This is a genomic window from Blastococcus sp. HT6-30 (genome assembly GCF_039729015.1).
Taxonomy (GTDB): domain Bacteria; phylum Actinomycetota; class Actinomycetes; order Mycobacteriales; family Geodermatophilaceae; genus Blastococcus.
Window position 1 is genome coordinate 1,785,051 of sequence record NZ_CP155792.1, and the last position, 20,415, is coordinate 1,805,465.

The following is a 20,415-nucleotide window of genomic DNA, read 5'->3' on the forward strand; positions in this document are numbered from 1 at the left end:
CGATGACCACCCCGAGCTCGGACGACGCCCCGCACGAGTACCGCGTCCTGGACACCCGGCCGGTCTACGAGGGCCGGGTCATCCGCCTGGTCGCCGAGACGGTGGCCATGCCCGGCGGCGGGGACAGCGTTCGCGAGGTGGTGCGCCACCCGGGTGCCGTGGCCGTCGTGGCGCTCGACGACGACGGCAACGTGGTGCTGATCCGGCAGTACCGGCACCCCGTCCGCGGCTATCTCTGGGAGCTGCCGGCCGGTCTCCGGGACGCCGACGGCGAGCCGCCCCTGGAGACCGCGAAGCGTGAGCTGGCCGAGGAGGCCCTCCTCGCCGCGCAGCGCTGGTCGCTGCTGACGACCCACTACAGCAGCCCGGGCTTCTGCGACGAGATGGTGCTGGTCTACCTCGCCGAGGAGCTCAGCGAGGTAGGCCGCCCCGAGGGGTTCACCGTCGAGCACGAGGAGCTGGACATGACCGTCGAGCGGGTGCCGCTCGGCGACGCCGTCCAGCGGGTGTTCGACGGCGAGATCCGGAACTCCGCCGCCGTCGTCGGGCTGCTCGCCGCGGGGCAGGCGCGGGCCACCGGCCCGCGGCTGCGGCCGGTCGACGCCGGGTAGGACGCGCCCGCGAGCCCGTCGGACGGCGCGGCGAGCTCGTCGCCCACCACGGGGACGGCAGGCGCGCGGAACGGTCATGAATGGATGCTCGGCCGGGGCCGGTCGCCGTGCCTACACTCCGGCCGAGGTCCGTCCCGACCGGGCGGCCCACGACGCGGTGGGGTGCCCCGTCACACCCGGAAGCGGCCCGCCGGGACCAGGAGTGAGTCGATGCGGGTCGGGGTTCCCCGAGAGGTCAAGAACCGGGAGTACCGGGTGGCGCTGACCCCTGCCGGGGTGACGGAGCTGACCCGGGCCGGGCACACGGTGCTGGTGGAGCAAGGGGCGGGCGAGGGGTCCTCGATCCCCGACGCGGACTTCGCCGCCGCGGGCGCGCGGATCGTCGCCTCGGCCGACGACGTCTGGGCCGACGCCGACCTGCTGCTCAAGGTCAAGGAGCCGGTGGCCGAGGAGTACGGCCGCCTGCGGGCCGGTCAGACGCTGTTCACCTACCTCCACCTGGCCGCGTCGAGGGAGTGCACCGACGCCCTCGTCGCCTCCGGCACCACCGCGATCGCCTACGAGACGGTGCAGACCGCCGACGGGGCGCTGCCGCTGCTGGCGCCCATGTCCGAGGTCGCCGGCCGCATGGCGCCGCAGGTCGGTGCGCACTGCCTGGAGCGGGTGCACGGCGGCCGCGGGGTGCTGCTCGGTGGGGTCTCCGGGGTCCACGCCGCCAAGGTCGTCGTCATCGGCGCCGGCGTCTCCGGCATGAACGCCGCGGCGATCGCCCTCGGCATGCAGGCCGAGGTCGTCGTCCTCGACCGGGACATCGACAAGCTCCGCGCCGCCGACCGCATCTACCGGGGCCACCTGCAGACCGTGGCCTCCAACGCCTACGAGGTCGAGCGGGCGGTGCTGGACGCCGATCTGGTCATCGGCGCGGTGCTCGTGCCCGGCGCGAAGGCGCCCACCCTGGTGAGCAACGAGCTGGTGGCCCGGATGAAGTCCGGCTCGGTGCTGGTCGACATCGCCGTCGACCAGGGGGGCTGCTTCGCCGACACCCGACCCACCACCCACGACGAGCCGACGTTCCGGGTGCACGACTCGGTGTTCTACTGCGTGGCGAACATGCCCGGAGCGGTTCCCAACACCTCCACCCACGCGCTGACCAACGTGACGCTGCCCTACGTGATGGCGCTGGCGGCCGAGGGCACCGCGGCCGCCGTCCGCCGCGACCCCGCGCTGGCGCACGGCGTGAACGTGGTCGACGGCCGAGTGGTCCTGCCCGAGGTGGCCGAGGCCCACGGCATGGACACCGTTCCCCTGCAGGAGGTGCTCCTCTGAGCAGCGCCCTGTCGGCCGGTCCCGACGTCGAGCGCGTCGTCACCGGCTACCTGGACCACCTGACCGTCGAGCGGGGTCTGGCGACCAACACGATCGCCTCCTACCGGCGGGACCTGCGGCGCTACACCGAGTACCTGGCCACGGCCGGCGTGCGCGGGCTGCGGGAGATCGCCGAGTCCGACGTCGCGGGCTTCCTCGCGGCGCTGCGCCGGGGCGACGACGAGCACCCGCCGCTGTCGGCGACCTCCGCGGCGCGGGCGGTCGTGGCGGTGCGCGGGCTGCACCGGTTCGCGCTGCTCGACGGGCTGGTGCCCGACGACGTGGCCCACGAGGTGCGGCCGCCCACGCCGGGCCGGCGGCTGCCGAAGGCGGTGCCGGTGGAGTCGGTGGTGGCGCTGATCGAGGCGGCGGGGGGGATCGAGGGGCCGCGCGGGCTGCGGGACCGCGCCCTGCTCGAGGTGCTCTACGGCACGGGTGCGCGCATATCCGAGGCGGTGGGCCTGGCCGTCGACGACCTCGACCGCGGTCAGCACACCGTCCGGCTGGCGGGCAAGGGCGGGAAGGAGCGGGTGGTGCCGGTCGGCAGCTACGCGCTGCGCGCCGTCGAGGAGTACCTCGTGCGGGCCCGCCCCGCGCTGGCGGCCGCCGGCAAGGCCGGTGTCCGGGGCGGCGCGCTGTTCCTCAACGTGCGCGGCGGCCCGCTGTCCCGGCAGAGCGCCTGGTCGATCCTGCGGACGGCGGCCGAGCGGGCGGGGCTCACGGGCGAGATCTCCCCGCACACGCTGCGGCACTGCTTCGCCACCCACCTGCTCGACGGCGGCGCTGACGTCCGCGTCGTCCAGGAACTGCTCGGGCACGCGTCGGTGACCACCACGCAGGTGTACACGCTGGTCACGGTCGACCGGCTACGCGAGGTCTACGCCACCAGTCATCCACGCGCTCTCACCTGACAGCTTTCCGGTCGGTCGTTCAGCAGAAACTACGACTGTCTCGACTTGAGTGGTCACAGTGGTTGGCATTCGTCGCCATGTCGACACGTCGACGGCGTGCCGCCTTGGGAAGACCTGCGCGTCTCCCTAGCGTCCTCCTCACCCGAGCGGACAGGACGGCTGGCCGCATCCGGAACGTCCGGACCGGGGCACGAGCTGGAGGCGACAGAACCATGGCGATCCGAGCGGACGCGGCCTCTGCCGTCGCGCGCCCGCACGACACCGACCCCGAGATGGGGGCGGCCGCGCTGCGGCTGGACCCGGCACGGGCGCGTCAGCGCCGCCTGCCGGACCCCAAGCCGCTGACCCAGCACGGCCCGGCCCGCGTCATCGCGATGTGCAACCAGAAGGGGGGCGTCGGCAAGACCACGTCCACCATCAACCTGGGCGCCGCGCTGGTCGAGTTCGGCCGCAAGGTGCTGCTCATCGACCTCGACCCCCAGGGGGCGCTGTCGGTGGGACTCGGCGTGCCGGCGCAGAACCTCGACCGGACGATCTACAACGTGCTCATGGAGCGGCGGACCAGCCTGCGCGACGTCCGGGTGGCCACCGACATCCCGGGCCTGGACCTGGTGCCCAGCAACATCGACCTGTCGGCCGCGGAGGTTCAGCTGGTCAGCGAGGTGGCGCGCGAGCAGACCCTGCTGCGCGTGCTCGCCGACGTCGTCGACGAGTACGACTACGTCCTGATCGACTGCCAGCCGTCGCTGGGGCTGCTGACGGTCAACGCCCTCACCGCGGCCCAGGGCGTGGTCATCCCGCTGGAGTGCGAGTTCTTCTCGCTGCGCGGCGTGGCCCTGCTCGTCGACACGATCGACAAGGTGAAGGAGCGGCTCAACCCGTCGCTGGAGATCAACGGCATCCTCGCCACCATGTACGACTCCCGGACGGTGCACTGCCGGGAGGTGTTCAGCCGGGTCGTCGAGGCGTTCGGTGACACCGTGTTCCAGACCGTCATCCAGCGCACCGTGCGGTTCCCGGAGACCACGGTCGCCGGGCAGCCGATCACCACGTGGGCTCCCACGTCGACGGGTGCCGCGGCGTACCGCGACCTCGCCAAGGAGGTGCTGGCGCTGTGACCGGGCTCGCGAGGGCACAGATGGACACGGCGACTCGGGTCGTGCAGCCGACGAGCGCCGGCCAGGAGGTGTCGGCATGACTCGCCGGCCCGTGCTGCCCGGCGCCTCGGAACTGTTCCGCCGCACCGACACCGCGGCGCCCCCCGAGGTCACCGAGCTGCCCAGCCTGCCGACGCCGGCGAGCTCCCCGGCGCTGCGCAGCGCCCGGCGCGCCGGCGAGTCCGTGGCCGAGGCGGCAGCGGCGCTGACCCTCGTCCCCGGGGGCGCGCAGCCGGCCGACGATCTCGCCGCCTTCCGCGGGGCGCCCGCCGAGCCGGCCCCGGCCCCGGCCCCGGTGCTGCAGCCCAGGGTCGCCACCCGCGGGCGGCCCGCCCGGGGGCGCGCGGAGCGGACCAAGCACGACGAGAAGATCACCGTCTACATCTCCGCCGACGAGCTGCTGGCGCTGGAGTCCGCCCGGCTGACGCTGCGCGCCCACCACGGGGTGGCCGCCGACCGCGGCCGGATCGTCCGCGAGGCGATCTCGGTGCTGCTGGCCGACCTCGCCGAGCGCGGCGAGGACGCCGTCCTCGTCCGTCGCCTCCAGGGCAAGTGACCCGGGCCGCCTACTCTCGGCGACCGTGAGCGAGACCTCCGGAGCGGTTCCGCCGGCCGACCAGGCCGCCGGGGCCGCTCCGGCTCGTTTCACCGTGCGGCTCACGAACTTCGAGGGCCCGTTCGACCTGCTGCTGCAGCTGATCGGCAAGCACAAGCTCGACGTCACCGAGATCGCGCTGTCGACGGTCACCGACGAGTTCATCGCCCACCTGCGCGCGCTGGGCGATGTGCTCGACCTGGACCAGGCCAGCGAGTTCCTGGTGGTCGCCTCCACGCTCCTCGACCTCAAGGCCGCCCGGCTGCTGCCGGTCGCGGAGGTCGACGACGAGGACGACCTCGAGCTGCTGGAGGCCCGCGACCTGCTCTTCGCCCGGCTGCTGCAGTACAAGGCCTACAAGCAGGCCGCCGCCTTCTTGCGGGTCCGCGAGGCGGAGGCGGCCCGGCGGTTCCCGAGGCAGGCGGGGCTGGAGCCGCGGTTCGCCGAGCTGGTGCCGGAGGTCCTGCTGGACCTGACCCCCGCCCAGTTCGCTGCCCTTGCCGCCCGGGCGCTGGCGCCCAGGGTTCCCGAGACGGTGAGCGTCTCCCACCTGCATGCGCCGCCGGTCAGCGTCTCCGAGCAGCTGCTCCTCGTGCGCAACCAGCTGCTCCGCTCGGGCACGGCGAGCTTCCGCTCCCTGACCGCCGACTGCGGGCACACCCTCGAGGTGGTGGTGCGGTTCCTGGCCCTGCTGGAGCTGTACCGGCAGCAGCGGGTGGTCTTCGAGCAGCTGACGCCGCTGGGCGAGCTGCACGTGCGGTGGACCGGCGACGCCGTCCCCGATCCGGCCGGGTCCCCGGCCGCCGACGCCGACGAGGAGTACCGGTGAGCGACGAGCGCCCTGACCAGGACCACGCCCCCATCTCGTGGGACGCGCTCGCCGCGGAGCTGGCCGCCACCCGGGAGGAGGCGGCGCGGCGGGGCGACGCCGACCCCGCCGCCTGGGACGCGGTGGCCGCGGAGCTCGCGGCCCGGGTCGCCGACCGCCCGGTGGAGGAGCAACCGGTGCCCGCCGTGCCGGCCGAGGACGAGCCGGCGCCGGCGCGGGAACCTGCACCCGCGCCGGAGCCCGAGCCCGAGCCGCTGGAGCTGCTGGACCCGGGAGAGCTGCTCGGCGGACTGGAGGCGCTGCTGTTCGTGATGGACGACCCGGTCGACGAGGAGACCCTCGCCGCCGCGCTGCGCTGCCCGCCGGACCAGGTGCGGGCCGGGCTGGCCGAGCTGGCGGCGGGCTACGACCGGCGGTCGGCCGGGATCACGCTGCGCCGGGTCGGGGAGGGGTGGCGGCTCTACACCCGCGAGGAGCACGCCGCCGTCGTCGAGCGGCACCTGGTGGACGGCCAGCGCAGCCGGCTGACGCAGGCGGCCCTCGAGACGCTCGCGGTCATCGCCTACCGGCAGCCGGTGACCCGTGCCCGGGTGTCGGCCATCCGCGGCGTCGGCGTGGACGGCGTGATGCGCACCCTGATCTCCCGCGGGCTCGTGCACGAGGTCGGCAGCGACCCCGACAGCGGCGGTGGGCTGTACGCGACGACGCCGCTGTTCCTGGAACGGCTGGGGCTCACCGGCCTGGACCAGCTGCCCGAGCTCGCCCCGCTGCTGCCCGAGACCGCCACGGTGCTGGACGAGCACCCCGACGTCTGACGCGCGGTCGGTGGGAGACTGGGCGGCGATGAGCGACACGACCCCGAACGACGAGAGCAGCACCGCGGCGGGCGACGGCTGGTCCGAGGACATGGAACTGGCCCCGGAGCACCCGGGGGACCGGCCGGCCCCCGAGCCCGGCGACGACCGGCAGGGGGAGCGGCTGCAGAAGGTGCTCGCCCGGGCCGGGGTCGCGTCGCGCCGCGTGGTCGAGGACATGATCGACGCCGGCCGGATCGCGGTGAACGGCCGGCAGGTGCGGGTGCAGGGCATGCGGGTCGATCCGCAGCACGACAAGATCGCCGTCGACGGCGTGCGCCTGGAGATCCGGGACGACCGGGTGAGCTACGCGCTGAACAAGCCGCCGGGCGTGATCACCGCGATGAGCGACGACCGGAACCGCCCGTGCGTCGGGGACATGGTCGGTGACCTGGCCAAGGGGCTGGTGCACGTCGGCCGGCTGGACCAGGACACCGAGGGGCTGCTGCTGGTCACCAACGACGGCGAGCTCGCCCACCGCCTGGCCCACCCCAGCTACGGGGTGCGCAAGACCTACCTGGCCCAGGTGTCGGGCTCGGTGCCCCGCGACCTGGCCAAGCGGCTGCGGTCGGGGATCGACCTCGAGGACGGGCCGGTGCAGGTCGACTCGTTCCGCGTGGTCGACACCCACGCCGGCCAGTCGGTGGTGGAGGTCGTCCTGCACGAGGGCCGCAAGCACGTCGTCCGCCGCCTGCTGGCCGCGGTCGGCCTGCCGGTCTCGCGGCTGACCCGCACCGCGGTCGGCCCCATCGAGCTGCGGGCCATGCGGTCGGGCACCATCCGCCGGCTCAGCCGGCAGGAGGTCGGCGCCCTCGAGGAGCTCGTCGGGCTCTGAGCGGGGCCCCCGCTCCAGCCGTCGAGCGCTGGACGGTGGTGTCGACCTGAGTCGGTTCCTGCTGTCCAGGGGAAGCAGGAACCCACCGTCGGGAGCACCGTGGCCCGGGCCGCCGGGCGGCGACCGCCTGCGTGGTGGCGGCGGCTCCCTAGAATCGTCCGAGGTGCCCGGGCAGCGGTGTGCCGACGGAGCCGCCGGGTCGCGCGCTCCGCTCTCGCGTACCGGGCGAGCGGCGGACCGACCGGGCCGGCACCGGAACCGACCCGAAGGAGGAGCGCGCATGGCCGTCCGAGCCGTCCGGGGAGCGACCCAGGTCGACGCCGACGACCGCGACGAGGTGCTGGCGGCGACCCGCGAGCTGGTCGCCACGGTCATGGAGCGCAACGAGCTGACCTCCGAGGACCTGATCAGCATCCTGTTCACGGCCACGCCCGATCTCGTGTCGGAGTTCCCGGCGCTGGCTGCGCGGGAGCTGGGGCTCGGCGACGTGCCGCTGATGTGCGCCACGGAGATCGCCGTGCCGCACGCGCTGCCGCGGGTCCTGCGGCTGATGGCCCACGCGGAGACCGACCGGCCGCGCGCCGAGATCCACCACGTCTACCTCCGGGGCGCAGCCGCGCTCCGCCGCGACATCGCCCAGTGAGCGGGCACCGCAGGTCGGCCCCGCCAGGAGGCGGTAAGCCCGGGCGCGACGACAGTGCCCGCGGATCCGGGCACGGAGAGCAGTGAGTGAGCAGATGACATTCCGAGGCCAGGTGACCCTCGACGGACCGTCCGGCACCGGCAAGTCCAGCGTGGCGCGCGGCGTCGCCGCCCGCCTGGGCGCCGCGTACCTCGACACCGGCGCCATGTACCGGGCGGCCACGGTCGCGGTGCTCGACGCCGGGGTCGACCCGGCCGACGCCGACGCCGTGGCCCGCACGGTGGCCGGGGCGCGCATCGAGGTCGGCACCGACGCCGCCACCGAGACCGTCGTCGTGAACGGCGTGGACGTCGCCACGCGCATCCGGGGCGCCGAGGTGACCCGGTGGGTGTCCGCCGTGTCGGCGGTACCGGCTGTCCGCCGTCAGCTGGTCGACCAGCAGCGCGCGCTGGTCGCCGCGGCCGATGCGGTCGTCGTCGAGGGGCGGGACATCGGCACCGTCGTCCTCCCCGAGGCTGCGGTGAAGGTGTACCTGACCGCCGCGCCGGAGGCCCGCGCCCAGCGCCGGGCCGCCCAGCTGGGCATCGAGGAGCCGGCGGAGATCGCCGCGCTCGCGGCGGACCTGCGCCGCCGCGACGAGTTCGACAGCAGCCGGGCCGACAGCCCGCTGCGGCCCGCCGCCGACGCGGTGGTCGTCGACAGCACCGAGCTGGACCAGCAGGGCGTCGTCGAGCGGGTCGTCGACCTGGTCGGGACCACCGTGCCGGCGGGGGAGCGGGCATGACCGAGGAGATCACCGGGCCGCTGCCCGTCGTCGCCATCGTCGGCCGGCCCAACGTCGGCAAGTCGACCCTGGTCAACCGGATCCTCGGCCGCCGCGCGGCGGTCGTCCAGGACACTCCCGGCGTCACCCGGGACCGCATCGCCTACGAGGCGCTGTGGAACGGCAAGCGGTTCACGGTGGTCGACACCGGTGGCTGGGACCCCAAGGCCGCCGGTCTGGGCGCCTCCATCACCCGGCAGGCCGAGTACGCCATGAAGACCGCCGACGTCATCGTGTTCGTCGTCGACAGTCAGGTGGGCGCCACGGAGACCGACCTCGCGGCCGCCCGCGTGCTCCGGCGCAGCGACCGGCCGGTGCTCCTGGTGGCCAACAAGGTCGACGACGAGCGCAGCGAGGCCAACGCCGCCGAGCTGTGGAGCCTCGGCGTGGGCGAGCCGCACGCGGTCAGCGCGCTGCACGGCCGGGCCAGCGGTGACCTGCTCGACCTCATCCTCGACGCGATGCCCGAGGCGCCGCGGGAGCAGGAGGAGGAGGGCGGACCCCGCCGCGTGGCGCTGGTCGGCCGGCCGAACGTCGGCAAGTCCAGCCTGATCAACCGGCTCGCCAAGGAGGAGCGCTCGGTCGTCGACTCCGTCGCCGGCACCACGGTCGACCCGGTCGACTCGATCGTCTCCCTCGGCGGCGAGGACTGGCGCTTCGTCGACACCGCCGGCCTGCGGCGCAAGGTCAACACCGCCAGCGGCATGGAGTACTACGCCAGCCTGCGCACCGAGGCCGCCATCCAGGCCGCCGAGGTCGCGGTGGTGCTGCTGGCCGCCGACGAGGTCATCAGCGAGCAGGACCAGCGGGTGATCAGCCAGGTCGTGGACGCCGGCCGGGCGCTGGTCATCGCGATCAACAAGTGGGACACCCTGGACGAGGACCGGCACTACCAGCTGGAGAAGGAGATCGAGCGGGAGCTGGCGCGGGTGCGCTGGGCCACGCGGGTCAACATCTCCGCCGCGACCGGGCGCGGGGTGGCCAAGCTGGCCGACCACCTGCGCGCCGCGCTCGCCTCGTGGGAGACCCGGGTGCCCACCGCCGAGCTCAACACGTTCGTGCGGTCCCTGGTGCAGGAGACGCCACCGCCGGCCCGGGGCGGCCGCGCGCCGAAGATCAAGTACGTCACCCAGGCCGACATCCGCCCGCCGCGGTTCGTCGTCTTCTCCACCGGCTTCCTGGAGGCCGGCTACCGCCGCTTCCTGGAGCGGAAGCTGCGTGAGCAGTTCGGCTTCCACGGCACCCCCATCGAGATCTCGGTGAAGGTGCGCGAGGGCCGGGAGAAGGACGGCAAGCGCGGCTGACCGCCGTCGAGGCCGGCCATCCCCGTGCGGTAACCTTCCGGGGCGGTCATCACGCGGTCCGGGGAGAACCTGGCACGCGGGTGGCTCGCGGGCTGTAGCGCAGCTTGGTAGCGCACTTGACTGGGGGTCAAGGGGTCGCAGGTTCAAATCCTGTCAGCCCGACAGTGAGACCGCAGTGAGAGGCGGGTCGGCCGTGTAGGCCGGCCCGCCTCCCGCATGAGTACAGCAGCGCGTTCCGGCCGCCGGCAGGAAGCGCGCCGCGGTGGACGGCTCTGCATCGAACCCGGTGCGGAGGCCTCTTCCGCACCGGATCCGCCGTCGACCTGCCCGGCGGCCGTCGATGAGAATCCGGGCCGCTCTCCTCGTCGGCCGCCGATCGCGTCGGCGGCAAGGGGCGCCTGAACGCGGTCCCTTTGCCGTCGTTCAGGTGCTTGCCTGCGTCCTCGACTGGGCGCTCGACCGGCTGGTGACGGTCTTCCACCCCTGGCACGGGCCCAGGGCGGGGCTCAGACGCGCGTTCCGGTGAGTCGGGCGATGCGCTCGACGGTGGGCGGGTGGGTCATGAAGAGCACCGAGAGCGAACGCCCGTGGCCGGTGAGCGGGTTGACGATGTACTTCGAGGCCTGCGCCGGCTCGACGCGCATGGGCGTGCTGCGGGCGACCTGCTCGATCTTGGCCAGGGCGCTGGCGAGGGCATGCCCGTCGCCCAGCAGCGCGGCTCCGGTGCGGTCGGCCTCGAACTCCCGGCTGCGGGAGAGCGCCAGCTGCAGCAAGGCGGCGACGAACGGAGCGACCAGCGCGGTGACGAGGGTGGCCAGCAGTCCCGGGTCCTCGTCGTCGTCCGACGCGCCGAAGAAGGGCAGCCAGCCGATCAGGTTCGCGAAGAGGCTGATCCCGGTGGCCAGAGCTGCCGCGACCGAGGTGAGCAGCACGTCCCGGTTACCCACGTGGGCCAGTTCGTGGGCCAGCACCGCCTTGAGCTCCCGGGGGGTGAGCAGGTCGAGAAGTCCGCGGGTGACCGCAACGGCCGCATGCCGCGGGTTGCGTCCGGTGGCGAAGGCGTTGGGCTGCCGGTCCGGTGTCACGTACAGCCGTGGCATGGGCAGGCCCGCCTCGGCGGAGAGTTCCTGCACGATGCGGTGGTAGACCGGCATCTCCCGGGCAGTCACGGGGACGGCGCCGGCGGCCATGAGGGCCAGTCGGTCGGAGAACCAGTACGAACCACCCACGGTGGCCAAACCGAGCAGCAGACCGACGAGGGCGCCGACCCGGCCGAACAGCGACCCGAGGGCGACCAGCAGCCCGCCGAGGCCGGCCAGGAGCACGGCCGTCTTGACGCCGTTCCAGCCCCGGCGCGCGGGCGAGAAGAACCGGCGGCGCGGCACGGGTCCGGTCGGGGGGAAGTGCCGGCCCCCGCCCCGTGTGCTCGGGCGCGCGGTCCGGGAGTGGGTGAGCGGCGGTAGCACTGTGGTCATCGTTGTCCCTCCCTCCTCCTCAGGGGGGCGTCCGCGCCGCATCTCTGCGGCGATCGTGTGTGACACCCGGAGAGACGCACACGCCGTAGGGTGTTGTTCCCGCACTCTCCGACGCCGGATGCCGTTCACAGGTCCGACGCCCCGAGGGGCTGAGGCATGGGTGGTCCGAGGCGCCGGGCGCGGCGAGGAGTGGTCGACCGTGGCCATGGTCGGTGGACGGGGAGGTAGCGGTGGCGGTCCGGAAGAGCCGGCGGATCCTCTGGTCCCTGCTGGCCGTCGTGCTCGTCAGCGGTGGGTGCACGGGCACTGACGACGCTCCGGATGATGCCGCTTCCCCCACGACCCATCCGGCGGAGCAGGCCGGGGCCGCCACGTTGGATCTCGTCCCGGAGGTGGCCGCGCGGTTGCAGCCGAGCGTGGTGACCATCCTGACCGCCGGCGGCAGCGGCAGCGGGGTCGTCTACGACGCGGACGGCTTGATCGTCACCAACGAACACGTGGTGCGCGGTGCGACGGCGGTCGAGGTCGCCTTCGCCGACGGGCAACGTGTGGCCGGCACCGTGCTCGCCACCGACGTCGTCACCGATCTCGCACTGGTCGAGGCAGACCGGACCGGACTGCCTGAGGCGCGTTTCCAGCCCGGGCTGCCCCGGATCGGGGAGCTCGCCATCGTGATCGGCAGTCCGCTGGGGTTCGAGAGCACCGTGACGGCCGGAATCATCTCTGGGCTGCACCGCGAGATACCCGGGAGCGCCAGGCAGAGTCAGGCCCTGGTCGACCTCATCCAGACCGACGCCGCGATCAGCCCCGGCAACAGTGGTGGGGCTGTGGTGGACCGGGACGGCGACGTCGTCGGGATCAGCGAGGCCTACATCCCCCCGCAGGCCGGGGCGGTGTCCCTCGGCTTCGCCATCCCGTCGGCCACGGTGATCGACGTGGTCGAGCAGTTGCTCGAGGACGGGCAGGCAGCACACGCCTTTCTCGGTGTGGAGCCGGCCCCGATCACTGCTCAGATCGCCGAGCATCTCGGGCTACCCAGCAGCGAGGGGGTCATCGTCGCGGCGGTGGTTCCCGGAGGTCCCGCGATGGCCGCCGGGATACGCCCCGGTGACGTGATCCTGGCCGTGGACGACGAACCCACCACGAGTCCCGAGGAGTTGCTGGCGGTTCTGCGCGCCCGCGAACCCGGCGACACCATCACCATGACCGTCCGCTCCACCGACGGCGAGGAGCGTGAGGTGGACGTCGTGCTCGACGCCCGCCCAGGATCCACCGACTAGGGATCCCGTTCCCGCGGGCGTGCGGCGCCGGGTGCGGTGGGGCCTCCCTTCCCGCCAGGGGCCGCCGTCCCACCGCGTCCGGAACCTGCTGCCGACGCCTGTTCGTGAGGTATACGGGCGGGGAACATCGCCTCGGCGACGGCGACGGCCGGTCCACCGTCGGAGGAGCAGGTGGCCTGCCGTGGGCGGCAGCGCGTAGGTCCGGGTGTGAGCTGTGGAAGGGGGCGCTCGATGACTGGCCGGGACGATGGGGCCGTCACCGGCCGTGGCCCGGAGCTGAACCGGCGCCACCCTGCCGGTCGGGGCAGCGGCAACGGCCTGCGATGGCGGCCCCCGTGGCGGGTGGAGGGGGAACGGCCGGACACCGAATCCGACCGGTGGGTCGACAGCTGGCGCCGGCCCGGCGGTAGCCGGTTCTGGCTGGTGCTCGCCGGCTTGCTGACGCTGAACTGGCTGCTGTCGGGACTCCTGCTCGCCCCACCGCAGCGCCTGGAGGTTCCGTACACGGTCTTCCGTGAGCAGGTCGAGGCGGGAAACGTCGCCGAGGTCACCGCGATCGGGGACACCATCGAGGGACGATTCGAGCAGGCGGTGACCTATCCCCCCGATAGGCAGGGGACCGGCTCGGATCAACAGCTGCCCGCACCCGGCGATCAGGCGCGGAGCGCAACCCTGTTCTCGACCCAGCGCCCATCATTCGCCGACGACGGTCTGATGATCCTGCTGCTGCGGGAGAACGTCACCGTGAACGCCGAGCCGCCGGACCGTGTCCCGGTATGGCAGCAACTGCTGCTCGGTTTCGGTCCCACCATCCTGCTCGTCCTGCTGCTGGTGTGGTTGGCCCGCCGCTCGGCCGCTGGAGCCGGGCTGGGAGGTGGTCTGGGTCTGGGCAAGTCCAAGGCCCGCCGGTACACCCCCGACGCCGGGCCCCGCACCACGTTCGCCGACGTGGCCGGCATCGACGACGTGGAGGAGGAGGTCAAAGAGGTCGTCGACTTCCTCCGCACCCCCGATCGCTACCGACGCCTGGGTGCCACCGTGCCCAAGGGCGTCCTGCTCGCCGGACCCCCCGGTACGGGCAAGACGCTGCTGGCACGCGCCGTGGCCGGTGAAGCCGGGGTCCCGTTCTTCTCGGTCTCGGCCGCTGAGTTCATCGAGATGATCGTCGGGGTCGGGGCCAGTCGGGTGCGTGACTTGTTCGAACAGGCCAAGAAGGAAGCCCCCGCGATCATCTTCATCGACGAGCTCGATGCCATCGGCCGGGCACGTGGCGGTGGGGTCACGGTCGGAGGGCACGACGAGCGGGAGCAGACGCTCAACCAGATCCTGACCGAGATGGATGGCTTCGACGGCAGCGAAGGCGTCGTCGTCATGGCCGCAACCAATCGCCCGGAGATCCTCGACCCGGCGTTGCTGCGAGCCGGCCGGTTCGACCGCCGAGTCGCGGTCAACCCACCCGACACGAACGGTCGGCAACAGATCCTCGCCGTGCACACCCGCGGCGTGCCGACCGCGGACGACGTGGACCTGGCCGTGCTCGCGTCGGCCACCTCAGGAATGGTCGGCGCCGACCTGCGCAACCTCGTCAACGAGGCCGCGCTTCTCGCCGCCCGTCGCAGCCATGACCGTGTGCAGATGGCCGACTTCACCGACGCCTTGGAGAAGATAGTTCTCGGCGCGGAACGGAAGATCCTGCTGTCTTCGGAGGAGCGGGAGCGCACCGCCTACCACGAAGCCGGCCACGCACTGCTGGGCATGCTCACCCCCGGCGCCGACCCGGTCCGCAAGATCTCCATCATCCCGCGCGGCATGGCCCTCGGTGTCACCCTGCAGAGCCCCGAGACCGACCGCTACGGCTACAGCCGGCGATATCTGCGCGGCCGCATCGTCGGAGCTCTCGGCGGCCGTGCGGCGGAGGAACTCGCCTACGGCGACATCACGACGGGTGCAGAGAACGACCTGGAACAGGCCACGAGGATCGCCCGTCAGATGGTGGGCCGGTGGGGCATGTCCGATGCCGTGGGGCCGGTGTCGGTGCTGCCGGACCCCCGAGCCGAGCAATCCGTGGCGCTGGACGGAAACGGGCCCGCTCCGGCCACGCGGGAACTGGTCGACACCGAGGTTCGCCGCCTCCTGGACGAGTGCTACGCCCAGGCCCGCGACACCCTGGCTCAACACCGTGACGGGCTCGAACGCCTGGCTCGCGCACTGCTGGCTGCCGAGACCCTTGACGCCGACCAGGCCTGTGCGTCCGTCGGACTGCCCAGGCGAGCGTTCGCAGATGCCACGCGCCCTCCGGCCGGAGAAGACCACAGTCCGGCTGCGCACGTCGGCCGGTCCGCGGATCCGATGACGCTCCGCGGACGCTAGATGGCTCGTCCACGGGGCGGAACCACCCCTCGGCCCCCAGCTCGGCACTGTGGAGCGGGGCCCTGAGCAGCCTGAAGCAGGCCGACCCGAGAGAACGTCGTCGGGAGGACCTGCAGCGGGAATCTACAGCGCTCGTTGCAGGTTTGAGGTGGTGTCACTGCGGCCATTGCATGGTCGCAGCCCATCTTCCGGTTCGAGAGGAGGTTGACTCAGATGACACTGCCTGTCCGTTCACGGTCGCGTGCAGTCGCCAGTTGGGATCCCTTCCGTGAGCTGGACGAGCTGACCGAGCGCGTGAACTCCCTGTGGGAGGCGAACCTCGACGGGGCTCTGCACGGCTGGGCCCCGCTCGCCGACGTGGAGGAGACCGACGACGCCTACGTCGTCGAGATCGACCTGCCGGGGGTCAAGCGCGACGACATCGACATCCAGCTCGGTGACCGTCGGCTCACCGTCTCCGGTGAGGTCAAGGACAAGGAGCGGACGGGGATCCTCCGTCGCCGCACCCGTCGCATCGGGCAGTTCCAGTACTCGGTCACCCTGCCCGCCGAGGTCGACGCGGACGAGGTCAGCGCTCAGCTCGATGAGGGTGTGCTGACCGTTCGGGTGCCCAAGCCCGAGCAGGCCAAGCCGCGACGCATCCAGATCAGCCGCTGATCTCCCGACTGGCCCCACCGGGCAAGACGTCTGTAGCCCAGGCTCAGAGCGGCTCTCACCCGAGGCCCTCCGAGCAGACATCCGGGGGTGTCCCGGGTTGGCGTGCTGTCCCCCTGCCGACCCGGGGCTCTCCGGAGTCCAAAGCGATCCTCGCTCACTCGCGAAGAGGTGCGATGCAATGTCCTCCCCTGCAACTCTCGGCGTGCCCAGCCGCCTCCACCAGCTGGAAGAGCGTTTCGCCGAGATCGGCGACCAGCTCGACGACTCGCCTGTCACCGAGGCGCTCTCCGTCCTCCATGCGATCGTGCAGGAAGTGGCCCGGCAGGCCCCGCCACCGATCCAGGGTTCAGCCGACGCCGCAGGTATCACGCTGCGGGATGTGGCTGACCTCTACCTGACGGCGCCACCGATGGCCGGAGCTGCCGAGTCGACCGGTCTTCCCGTCGGAACGACCGCGCCGGATTTCACACTGCCGGACGCCAACGGCGAACCTGTGAGCCTCTCGGACTTCCGCGGGCGAACCGTGGTCCTGGTGTTCTACCCCCTGGACTGGAGTCCCGGGTGCAGTCGCCAGCTGGAGCTCTACCAGCAGGAGCTGGCAGAGTTCGACGCCCGCGACGCGGCACTCATCGGGGTGTCCGCGGACTCCCTCTACAGCCACGGTGCGTGGGCCGCCGTCCGGGGGATCACCTTTCCGCTGTTGGCGGACTTCCATCCGAAGGGCGATGTCGCCCAGCGGTACGGCGTGTGGCGGGAGTCCGACGGCTTCAGCGACCGTGCCCTGTACGTCATCGACCGTGACGGTGTGATCCGTCACGCCCATGTGTCGCCGCGGGTGGAGCACCTCCCCGACATCTACGAACTCTTCGCCACGCTCGACCGGCTGACCGATCAGCAGCCGGCGGCCTGACGGGCGGGTTCTGCTCCCGGCCGGCACGTCGAAGAAGGAAGTGTGCACGAGAAGGAGGTCGCCTCATGGCAATCATGGCAACCCCTGCCATGGCTGGGGGTCGTCCGTCTGTCGGCGTATCCCCGGTCACCGTCTACGGCAGCCGATGGTGCGGGATCACCCAGATGACCCGCCGCATGCTGGACAGAGCCGGTGTGCCCTACCGCTACGTCGACCTGGACCTGCACCCGGAGATGAAGCGACGGCTGCGGTGGATGGCCGGCGGTGACGTACGCAACCCCGTCGTCGACGTCGCAGGCGAGTGGTTGGAACAACCCAGCGCCCGGCAGCTCCACTGGGTGCTCGCTCGGCACGGGCTGATCTGACCGGACCGACGCACATCCGACCATCGCCGCGGCACCAGACCAGGCCGGGTAGTCGACATCCCGGAGCGATGCAGCAGGAAAGGAGCGTCATGCGGTACGACGAGTTCCTCGCCAGAGTCCGCGAACAGGGCGGGTACGCCGATCGATCGGAAGCCGACCGGACGGCACGTGTCGTGCTCGGCTTGCTCAGCCAGCGGCTGGTCGACGGCGAACGGAAGGACCTTGCCGCCCAGCTCCCCGGCGAGCTGCAGGACGCCGTGCTGACCGCCCCGTCCCAGGAGGTGTTCGGCGTGGAGGAGTTCCTGCGCCGGATCGCCCGAGAGCTGTCAGCCACCGAGGAGACCGCCCGCTGGGACGCCAGCGCGGTCCTCACCACACTCGCCGGGGCGATCAGCGGAGGAGAGGTCAATCAGATCCTGACCCAGCTCCCGGCCGGCTACGCCCCCCTGTTCGGCAAGACGGATCTCGCCTGACGGCGGCCGGAACCGCCGGGCTCCGCCGAGGAGGGGTCCGGGCTGGCGCGGCAACCGTGGTCCGTCCCGCCAGCGGTGGGACGGACCACGAGCGCTCGGCGATGTTCCATCGAGTTCCATGACGGGGACGGATCCGCAGGAGTCCTACCGGAGGGCTCGGTTCACCACCGCAAAAAATCTCTGTTTGCGGCTGCAAGTTTGGGGAAGGCTGGAGGTGCGGCGGGTCTCCTCGACGGAGGGAGCAAGCCGCTCGCGTCCACAACCGTCAGGAAGGAGTGTGACCATGAGCGTGATGCGCTACGAGCCGTTCGGGGAGCCCTTCCGGGGCCTTGATCGGCTCACCAGCCAGTTGGTGTCGGGCAGGCGCACGCCGATGGGCATGCCGATGGACGTGTGGCAGGCCGACGACGGTTACCACGTGGCCTTGGACCTGCCGGGCATCGACCCGAGCAGCGTGGAGATCACCTGCGAGCGCAACGTGCTGACCATCCGCGCCGAACGCCGGGCGGAGTACGAGGAGGGCCACAACGTCCTGCTCGCTGAGCGTCCGCAGGGCGGCTTCACCCGGCAGCTGCAGGTCGGCGATGCCCTGGACACCAGCAAGGTGCAGGCCACCTACGACAACGGTGTGCTGATGCTGACCATCCCGGTGGCCGAGTCGGCCCAACCCCGCCGGATCGAGGTGCAGACCGGGCGCGGTGGCCAGAAGTAGCTCTCGGCCGAGGGCGACTCGCAGCCGAGCGGCGTGCAGCTCGGCGCCACAGCCGGCCGGCGGGGCTGATCTGGACAGTGGGCGGTGCGCGAGCCGGCGGCGGGCGTGCCGCGCACCCGACGAGGTCCCAGGGCACGGCCGGCTGTGGCGGTCCTCCAGTGCGGCCGCACCCGCCCACCGACCTCGGGGACATGATGGCGGGAGGAGCCTCGCCGCGATCTGCCAGGGGTCCCTGTGCCGGTCTGCAGCGGCCTCAGCGGAGGAGAGCCCTAGCCCACGTCCCCGGCCGAAGCTGCTGGCTCCCGTGCGTTTCCCCTACTCACTCTTCTTCCTACCGAGCACAACAGGAGGTCGAGATGGCTAAGGCGGTCGGTATCGACTTGGGTACCACCAACTCGGTCATTGCGGTCACCGAGGGCGGCAAGCCCACTGTCATCGCCAACGCCGAAGGTTCTCGCACGACCCCATCGGTGGTCGCGTTCAGCGAGTCCGGCGAGCGGCTGGTCGGCCAGCTGGCCCGTCGGCAGGCGATTCTGAACTCCCAGGGCACGATCTCCTCGGCCAAGCGATTCATCGGCCGTCGCTACGAGGAGGTGACCAGCGAGAAGGACGCGGTCACCTTCGACGTCGCCAGCGGCCCCGAGGGCGCGGTGCGCTTCGACGTCCGCGGCAAGCAGTACGCGCCCGAGGAGATCTCCGCGCAGGTGCTGCGGAAGTTGGTCGAGGACGCCTCGAAGTACCTCGGCGAGAAGATCACCGAGGCGGTGATCACCGTGCCGGCGTACTTCAACGACGCCCAACGGCAGGCCACCCGTGACGCCGGTCGGATCGCCGGCCTCGAGGTGCTGCGCATCATCAACGAGCCCACCGCGGCGGCGCTGGCCTACGGCCTGGACAAGAACAAGAACGAGACCGTCATGGTGTTCGACCTCGGGGGCGGCACGTTCGACGTGAGCCTGCTCGACGTCGGCGACGGTGTCGTGGAGGTACGGGCCACCGCCGGCGACGGGCACCTGGGGGGGGACGACTTCGACCGGCGGCTCGTCGACCACCTGGCCGAGGAGTTCCAGCGCGCCGAGGGCATCGATCTGCGCAAGGACCCGCAGGCGCTGCAGCGGCTGTTCGAGGCAGCGGAGAAGGCGAAGGTCGAGCTGTCCTCGGTCACCCAGACGACGGTGAACCTGCCGTTCATCACCGCAGACGCGAACGGCCCCAAGCACCTCAACACCACCGTGATGCGGTCGACCTTCGAGTCCATCACCGGTGATCTCGTCGAGCGGTGCATGGGACCGGTGCAGCAGGCGATGGCGGACGCGAAGGTGACCGCCGACGACATCGACGAGGTGATCCTCGTCGGTGGTTCCACCCGCATCCCGGCCGTGCAGAACCTGGTCCGGCGGCTGACCGGCGGCAAGGACCCGAACATGTCGGTCAACCCCGACGAGGTCGTCGCGCTCGGTGCCGCCCTGCAGGCAGCGGTGATCAAGGGCGAGGTCAAGGACGTCCTGCTGCTCGACGTCACCCCGCTGTCCCTGGGTGTGGAGACCATGGGCGGAGTGATGACGAAGGTCATCGAGCGCAACACCACGATCCCCGCCCGCCGTTCGGAGACCTTCTCCACCGCCGAGGACAACCAGCCCGCCGTCGACGTCGTGGTGCTGCAGGGCGAGCGTGAGCGGGCCAGCGACAACCGGGTCCTGGGCCGGTTCCGGTTGGAGAACATCCGGCCGGCGCCGCGGGGGGTGCCGCAGGTCGAGGTGACCTTCGACATCGACGCCAACGGCATCCTCAACGTCACCGCGAAGGACAGGGACACCGGGCAGCAGCAGCAGATCACCATCAGTGAGAGCTCCAATCTCGACAAGAGCGAGGTGGAGCGGATGGTGGCCGACGCGCAGCGGCACCAGGCCGAGGACGCCCGGCTTCGTGAGCTGGTCGAAGCCCGCAACACCCTCGATACGGCCGCGTACCAGGTGGAGCGGCGGCTGGCCGAGCTCGGCGAAGCCGTGCCGGTGCACGAGAAGGCGCGGGCCGAGATGCTCATCGGCGACGCCCGCCAGGCGGTCAAGGAAGAGGCCCCGTTGGAGCGGCTGCGGTCGCTGACCGGTGAGCTGCAGCAGATCTTCCACGGCATGGCTGCCGGATCTCCCGGCGGCACCGGACCCACCTCAGGCGCCGGACCGTCGTCACCGGGCGGGCCCGATGACGACGTGATCGATGCCGAGGTCGTCAACGAGTGAGGTGAT

At 72.1% G+C, this 20,415-nt stretch carries 20 protein-coding genes and 1 tRNA gene; 20 read left to right on the forward strand and 1 reads right to left on the reverse strand.

The window, feature by feature from the left end; all coding sequences use genetic code 11:
- Positions 1 to 2: 2 nt before the first annotated feature.
- The 12 genes from ABC795_RS08580 (at position 3) to ABC795_RS08635 (ending at position 10,089) form a co-directional block, all read left to right on the forward strand.
- A complete protein-coding gene (locus ABC795_RS08580) occupies positions 3 to 611 on the forward strand; it encodes an NUDIX hydrolase (RefSeq protein WP_347060585.1) in 609 nt (202 codons plus the stop codon).
- Between the two features lie 210 nt (positions 612 to 821).
- Positions 822 to 1,937: an alanine dehydrogenase gene (ald, locus tag ABC795_RS08585; RefSeq protein WP_347060586.1), complete on the forward strand. Its 1,116-nt coding sequence runs from the start codon at positions 822 to 824 to the stop codon at positions 1,935 to 1,937.
- Positions 1,938 to 1,945: 8 nt separating this feature from the next.
- Positions 1,946 to 2,887: a site-specific tyrosine recombinase XerD gene (locus ABC795_RS08590; RefSeq protein ID WP_347060699.1), complete on the forward strand. Its 942-nt coding sequence runs from the start codon at positions 1,946 to 1,948 to the stop codon at positions 2,885 to 2,887.
- 212 nt (positions 2,888 to 3,099) lie between these two features.
- Positions 3,100 to 4,005 carry an AAA family ATPase gene (locus ABC795_RS08595; RefSeq protein WP_347060587.1) on the forward strand — a complete coding sequence of 302 codons (906 nt, stop codon included), beginning with the start codon at positions 3,100 to 3,102 and terminating at the stop codon, positions 4,003 to 4,005.
- A gap of 76 nt (positions 4,006 to 4,081) precedes the next feature.
- Positions 4,082 to 4,600 carry a hypothetical protein gene (locus ABC795_RS08600; RefSeq protein ID WP_347060589.1) on the forward strand — a complete coding sequence of 173 codons (519 nt, stop codon included), beginning with the start codon at positions 4,082 to 4,084 and terminating at the stop codon, positions 4,598 to 4,600.
- 25 nt (positions 4,601 to 4,625) lie between these two features.
- Positions 4,626 to 5,468: a ScpA family protein gene (locus ABC795_RS08605; RefSeq protein WP_347060591.1), complete on the forward strand. Its 843-nt coding sequence runs from the start codon at positions 4,626 to 4,628 to the stop codon at positions 5,466 to 5,468.
- Complete coding sequence (gene scpB / locus ABC795_RS08610; RefSeq protein ID WP_347060592.1) at positions 5,465 to 6,283, forward strand: SMC-Scp complex subunit ScpB; 819 nt, start codon at positions 5,465 to 5,467, stop codon at positions 6,281 to 6,283. Before ABC795_RS08605 ends, scpB begins: the two co-directional genes overlap by 4 nt.
- A gap of 28 nt (positions 6,284 to 6,311) precedes the next feature.
- The gene (locus ABC795_RS08615; protein ID WP_347060594.1) at positions 6,312 to 7,157 is read left to right on the forward strand and encodes a pseudouridine synthase; all 846 of its coding nucleotides are present in this window, start codon (positions 6,312 to 6,314) and stop codon (positions 7,155 to 7,157) included.
- Positions 7,158 to 7,437: 280 nt separating this feature from the next.
- Positions 7,438 to 7,800, forward strand: a complete 363-nt coding sequence (gene aroH, locus ABC795_RS08620; protein WP_347060595.1) for a chorismate mutase — start codon at positions 7,438 to 7,440, stop codon at positions 7,798 to 7,800.
- 94 nt (positions 7,801 to 7,894) lie between these two features.
- On the forward strand, positions 7,895 to 8,584 hold the full coding sequence (cmk, locus tag ABC795_RS08625) for a (d)CMP kinase (RefSeq protein WP_347060597.1): 690 nt from the start codon (positions 7,895 to 7,897) through the stop codon (positions 8,582 to 8,584).
- Positions 8,581 to 9,927 carry a ribosome biogenesis GTPase Der gene (gene der, locus ABC795_RS08630; protein WP_347060598.1) on the forward strand — a complete coding sequence of 449 codons (1,347 nt, stop codon included), beginning with the start codon at positions 8,581 to 8,583 and terminating at the stop codon, positions 9,925 to 9,927. Before cmk ends, der begins: the two co-directional genes overlap by 4 nt.
- Before the next feature lie 88 nt (positions 9,928 to 10,015).
- A tRNA-Pro gene (locus ABC795_RS08635) sits at positions 10,016 to 10,089 on the forward strand.
- A 344-nt stretch (positions 10,090 to 10,433) separates the two neighbouring features.
- Here ABC795_RS08635 and ABC795_RS08640 read toward each other — a convergent pair.
- Positions 10,434 to 11,402 carry a M48 family metalloprotease gene (locus tag ABC795_RS08640; protein ID WP_347060599.1) on the reverse strand — a complete coding sequence of 323 codons (969 nt, stop codon included), beginning with the start codon at positions 11,400 to 11,402 and terminating at the stop codon, positions 10,434 to 10,436.
- A 230-nt stretch (positions 11,403 to 11,632) separates the two neighbouring features.
- Between ABC795_RS08640 and ABC795_RS08645 the strand changes: the two genes are divergently transcribed.
- The 8 genes from ABC795_RS08645 (at position 11,633) to dnaK (ending at position 20,409) form a co-directional block, all read left to right on the forward strand.
- On the forward strand, positions 11,633 to 12,682 hold the full coding sequence (locus tag ABC795_RS08645) for a trypsin-like peptidase domain-containing protein (RefSeq protein ID WP_347060600.1): 1,050 nt from the start codon (positions 11,633 to 11,635) through the stop codon (positions 12,680 to 12,682).
- Between the two features lie 231 nt (positions 12,683 to 12,913).
- Positions 12,914 to 15,052: an ATP-dependent zinc metalloprotease FtsH gene (gene ftsH, locus ABC795_RS08650; RefSeq protein WP_347060602.1), complete on the forward strand. Its 2,139-nt coding sequence runs from the start codon at positions 12,914 to 12,916 to the stop codon at positions 15,050 to 15,052.
- A 294-nt stretch (positions 15,053 to 15,346) separates the two neighbouring features.
- Positions 15,347 to 15,709 (forward strand): Hsp20/alpha crystallin family protein, encoded by a 363-nt coding sequence (locus ABC795_RS08655; RefSeq protein ID WP_347060603.1) that lies wholly within the window; start codon positions 15,347 to 15,349, stop codon positions 15,707 to 15,709.
- A 202-nt stretch (positions 15,710 to 15,911) separates the two neighbouring features.
- Positions 15,912 to 16,619, forward strand: a complete 708-nt coding sequence (locus ABC795_RS08660) for a peroxiredoxin (RefSeq protein ID WP_347060605.1) — start codon at positions 15,912 to 15,914, stop codon at positions 16,617 to 16,619.
- An 89-nt stretch (positions 16,620 to 16,708) separates the two neighbouring features.
- Positions 16,709 to 16,984, forward strand: a complete 276-nt coding sequence (locus ABC795_RS08665; protein ID WP_347060700.1) for a glutaredoxin domain-containing protein — start codon at positions 16,709 to 16,711, stop codon at positions 16,982 to 16,984.
- A gap of 89 nt (positions 16,985 to 17,073) precedes the next feature.
- Positions 17,074 to 17,457, forward strand: coding sequence for a DUF2267 domain-containing protein (locus ABC795_RS08670; RefSeq protein ID WP_347060606.1), 384 nt, complete (start codon positions 17,074 to 17,076; stop codon positions 17,455 to 17,457).
- A gap of 283 nt (positions 17,458 to 17,740) precedes the next feature.
- Positions 17,741 to 18,169, forward strand: a complete 429-nt coding sequence (locus ABC795_RS08675; protein ID WP_347060607.1) for an Hsp20/alpha crystallin family protein — start codon at positions 17,741 to 17,743, stop codon at positions 18,167 to 18,169.
- Positions 18,170 to 18,525: 356 nt separating this feature from the next.
- A complete protein-coding gene (gene dnaK / locus ABC795_RS08680; RefSeq protein ID WP_347060608.1) occupies positions 18,526 to 20,409 on the forward strand; it encodes a molecular chaperone DnaK in 1,884 nt (627 codons plus the stop codon).
- Positions 20,410 to 20,415: the final 6 nt, after the last annotated feature.